Source organism: Priestia sp. P5_B4, from assembly GCF_056400385.1.
In genome coordinates this window covers 1-3,559 of record NZ_JBFULJ010000382.1, presented here as the reverse complement: position 1 = coordinate 3,559, position 3,559 = coordinate 1, and the positions used below count along the sequence as shown (strand labels likewise).

At 39.4% G+C, this 3,559-nt stretch carries 5 protein-coding genes and 1 pseudogene; 2 read left to right on the top strand and 4 right to left on the bottom strand.

Annotated features, from left to right (window positions below; translation table 11 throughout):
• Nucleotides 1-250 (top strand): annotated as a pseudogene (locus tag AC1DRF_RS19740) (DUF2254 domain-containing protein); the annotation flags it as partial.
• Between the two features lie 38 nt (nucleotides 251-288).
• Here AC1DRF_RS19740 and AC1DRF_RS19735 read toward each other — a convergent pair.
• On the bottom strand, nucleotides 289-684 hold the full coding sequence (locus AC1DRF_RS19735) for a P-loop NTPase family protein (protein ID WP_477741474.1): 396 nt from the start codon (nucleotides 682-684) through the stop codon (nucleotides 289-291).
• Nucleotides 685-938: 254 nt separating this feature from the next.
• Here AC1DRF_RS19735 and AC1DRF_RS19730 point away from each other — a divergent pair, with 254 nt between their 5' ends.
• Entirely contained in the window at nucleotides 939-1,235 is a 297-nt protein-coding gene (locus AC1DRF_RS19730) for a hypothetical protein (RefSeq protein WP_340447867.1), read from the top strand.
• A gap of 65 nt (nucleotides 1,236-1,300) precedes the next feature.
• Here AC1DRF_RS19730 and AC1DRF_RS19725 read toward each other — a convergent pair whose 3' ends face one another.
• The 3 genes from AC1DRF_RS19725 to nikC form a co-directional block, all read right to left on the bottom strand.
• The gene (locus AC1DRF_RS19725) at nucleotides 1,301-2,071 is read right to left on the bottom strand and encodes an ABC transporter ATP-binding protein (protein ID WP_477741473.1); all 771 of its coding nucleotides are present in this window, start codon (nucleotides 2,069-2,071) and stop codon (nucleotides 1,301-1,303) included.
• A 9-nt stretch (nucleotides 2,072-2,080) separates the two neighbouring features.
• Nucleotides 2,081-2,878 (bottom strand): ABC transporter ATP-binding protein, encoded by a 798-nt coding sequence (locus tag AC1DRF_RS19720; RefSeq protein ID WP_043981591.1) that lies wholly within the window; start codon nucleotides 2,876-2,878, stop codon nucleotides 2,081-2,083.
• Nucleotides 2,879-2,883: 5 nt separating this feature from the next.
• Nucleotides 2,884-3,559, bottom strand: a 676-nt coding sequence (gene nikC, locus AC1DRF_RS19715; protein WP_477741472.1) for a nickel transporter permease, incomplete at its 5' end; no start/stop codon positions are given.

The following is a 3,559-nucleotide window of genomic DNA, read 5'->3' as shown; positions in this document are numbered from 1 at the left end:
GTTCTATCAAATTCGCCATTATGGGAAAGAAGATGTTTCCGTGATGTCTGCTGTCATCAAGGCATTAACCGTAATCGCTGAAACAAATCACTCTGCCATCAAAAACGACGCGTGGGTTTTCTCTTCCTATATCGTAGAAGGGCTGCAAAAAGAAGAGTGGCTTAAAATGGACAAAGAGTTTCTTAATCAGCTGCTCAAAAACCTTGCAAAAGCTTGTGAAAAAAAAGGCGCTTCTATGTTGATAGAATAAAAGCCAAAAACGCCGCTCATCAACTGAGCGGCATTTTCTTACGATATAAAGTGCTCTATCTCTTCTCTCTTTTTCACTATTATAAGTTTATCGTTATATGACGTACGAAGGATATGCAAAATTTCAGGTTTACTGTGCTTTTCGAAATACGCATTCCACTGAAACATTTTAATGAAAATAGAAAGCGTCGATGCATAATTTGCTTTTTCTATTTTAGCTTTTTGCAGAACATACCTTTTTATAATAAACCATATTCTTTTTAGATAATGGGTGTCGAGAAAAATAATAAGGTCAGCTCTATTAAGACTTTCATTCACCCACGTATAGTGTACGCCTTCTATAATCCATTCTTTTGAAGCTGAAATATGATGTAAACACTTTTCTCTATCCGCTTCACTTCTTCTTTTATCTCCTTCATATGTTCGTTCCCACATAATATTATCAAGTTCGTAGTGAGGAACTTTTAATTCATGGAATAATAAACGGGCAAGAGCTGTTTTTCCACTTCCAACAGATCCAACGATATGTATTTTTTTACATGAAGCGCTTTGAATACTTCATCTCCTCCTACTTCAAACCTGTTTTTTTACACATATTGTATAATTCACGTTCTTTTTCTCTAATGCAAACGAGAACGTTTTATGTTAGTATTTTATGGTACTTGACTGACAAAAGGAGTGAAATCGCAGTGCCTAAAACCCTTTTTGGAAAACTTACGCTGTTTTGGATTGGACTATTTTTATTGATTACAGGTCTATTTTTTTATTATAAATATACAAACCAAGCGTTTACCGCTGCAGATTTATTCTTTCGCGTCTCTCCTCCTTTAGCTGCTATTGGCTTCCTTTTAAGCGCAGCCGGACTATATGAAGAACGAGGAAAAAACAAGCTAATTCCTCTCCTTGTACTCGGCATTAGTTTTGTCATGCTTTGCCAAGCAGGCTATCATCTTATACATATGCATACTCCACCGCCGCGTCCCTGACTTTGTCTCATTCTCATTTATAAAAAAGCTCTTCGTTTAGTATATTAAACGAAGAGCTTTACTCTCTATTCAAATAAACGCACAAGCTTTTTTGTATAGGGATGYCTGTTTTTATCAAATAGCTTTGCACGTTCAAACTGATCAATAACCTCACCTTGCTGCATAACTATCATGCGGGTACTCATAAAATTTACCGCTGCTAAATCATGCGAAATAAACAAATAAGATAGCTGAAACGTCTCCTGCAAATCTTTTAATAAATTTAAAATTTTTGCCTGTACCGTAACATCAAGACTGGCTGTTGGTTCGTCTAATAGCACGAGAGACGGACCTACGCTAATGGCACGCGCAATCGCTACACGCTGAAGCTGTCCACCGCTGAGTTCATGAGGATAATTCAACGCATATTCTGCGCTAATCCCGACTGTTTCTAACAAATAAAAAGCGAGTTCTTTTTCGTTTCTGCTCACATGAGATAAAAATGAAGGAACGGTTCGCTGCTGCCGCAAAGGCTCGAGCAAAGAATCGATGATTTTTACTTTTGGATTAAAAGAAGCCGCGGGGTTTTGAAATACAACTTGCATGCCTAGACGAGCTTGCTGCAGTTTTTTTCCTTTTAACCAGTGAAGAGGTTTCTCTGCAAACCATACTTCTCCCTGCTGAATCTCTATTAACCTTAGCACAYTTTTTACAAGCGTACTTTTTCCGCTTCCACTTTCTCCAACAATCCCTACACATTCCCCTCTATCGATATGCAGGGAAACATTATTTAGCGCTTTAACGTCTTTATACTGTTTCACCAGCTGCGTGACGCGTAATATACTTTTTTCTTTCATATCTCACTCCTATATCAACACTTTTTTCTGCGTATCTAACAATCGATCAGGCGTTTTCTGTAAAGAAGGAATGGCGTTAAACAGTTTTTTTGTATAAAAGTGATCCGGAGCGTGAAACAGAGATTCGATACTGTTTTCTTCCACGATCTCTCCCGCTAACATAATGGCTGCCCGGTCTGCATATTTCCGCACATGACGCAAATCATGGGTAATAAACAAAATGGCACAGCCTGCTTCTTCTTTCAGCTTATGCAGCAGCTGAAGAACTTCAGCTGCTGACAAGCTATCTAAAGCCGTGGTTGGTTCATCTGCAATAATCAAGGCAGGCTTCATCACCAGTGCTAAAGCAATCGCTGCTCGCTGAAGCTGTCCACCGCTCAGCTGAGAAGCATAGCTTTTATACACGCGTTCATTAGGTAAATTCACAGCTTTTAGAGCCTGAAAAATAGCAGCAGTCCTGTCTTTTTTAGCAAGCTTACTATGTGTACGAATCGTTTCATCAAACTGCTTTCCGATTGTTAAAAAAGGCGTAAAAGCGCTTCGATAATCTTGAAAGATATACGAAATATCTTTTCCAAGGATAGGCGCCTCTCCTTTCTGCTTAAAGATAATAGATCCTCCTTTAAGCGTTACACCTGAAGGCAACAGTCCTCCTATCGAAGCAGCAGTGATACTTTTACCGCTTCCGCTTTCTCCAACGAGCGCCATCCACTGTCCTTGCTCGATTGTAAAAGAAACGTCTTTTACAATTTGTTTTGTTTTATTATGAATGGCTAGATGCTTTATTTCTAAAACGATGACGATCACCTCTTTTACTGATTAACTTGATATTTCCCTCGAATATATTCACCTAAAGCTGTAAACGCCAGCACAAATAAAATAATGGCCACGCCTGGTATCAACATTAACTGCGGAGCATTGTAAAAGTAGGCTCTGCCTTCATTTAGCATCGTTCCCCATTCCGGAGTAGGCGGCTGAGTCCCTAGTCCAATATAGGATAGTGAAGCCATCATTAAAATAATTTTCCCTATATCCAGCGTAGCAAGAACAAGAATATGTCCTCCCACATGAGGAAGAAAGTGGCGCAGGATTAGAGGCAGTGTTCCCACTCCGTTTAATTTAGCGACCAGCACATATTCTTTTGACTTTTCTTGAAGCACAATACTGCGCACTACCCTTGCATAACCAACCCACTTTACAATAACCATCGCAGCAATTAAGTTAAATAATCCAGGCCCTAACAGTCCGCTTAAGACGATAGCTGCAATATAGTCAGGAAAAGCTAAAAAAGCGTCTACAATTCTCATTAAAAAGCGGTCTATTTTCCCTCCAATATACGCTGAAACTAAGCCAACAGGTACTCCAATCAAAAGAGAAAGAGCTAAGACAAGAAAGCTAGTTCCAATTGTGGTCTGAGCTCCAGCTACGATTCGTGAAAAGAGATCTCTGCCTAAGTGATCAGTTCCTAACCAGTGATCACCGGTGGAT